Here is a 304-nt window from a genome sequence, read left to right on the forward strand (position 1 = left end):
AACAAGTGTATCTGTAAAAGTTGACCTAAAAGGCATTGAGAAGAAGGTATCATCATCAGCCTTGGCCAAAGGTAAGCTAGCTATTGCTAGTCAAATGAAGAAGGACATGATTCCTTTTATCCCTCGCAAGAGTGGGGAACTGAGCGGAAGTGGTCAGCCTACTAGAGACGGAGTAAGATATCCTGGTCCGTATGCAAGAGCGCAATTCTACGGTGGAGCTTACAATAAGCATAGGTCATGGTCTTGGACAAAAGGAAAGCACCCCGGCACTGGACCACGTTGGGATAAGAAAGCCTCAGCGCTC

1 protein-coding gene is annotated in these 304 nt (G+C 47.0%); it reads left to right on the forward strand.

What is annotated here, in order from left to right:
- Nucleotides 1–304, forward strand: a 304-nt coding sequence (locus tag ACQRDX_RS09605) for a minor capsid protein (RefSeq protein ID WP_427896673.1), incomplete at both ends; no start/stop codon positions are given.

Origin of the sequence: Streptococcus sp. SGI.013, assembly GCF_050315295.1 — a bacterium.
Lineage (GTDB): Bacteria > Bacillota > Bacilli > Lactobacillales > Streptococcaceae > Streptococcus > Streptococcus porcorum.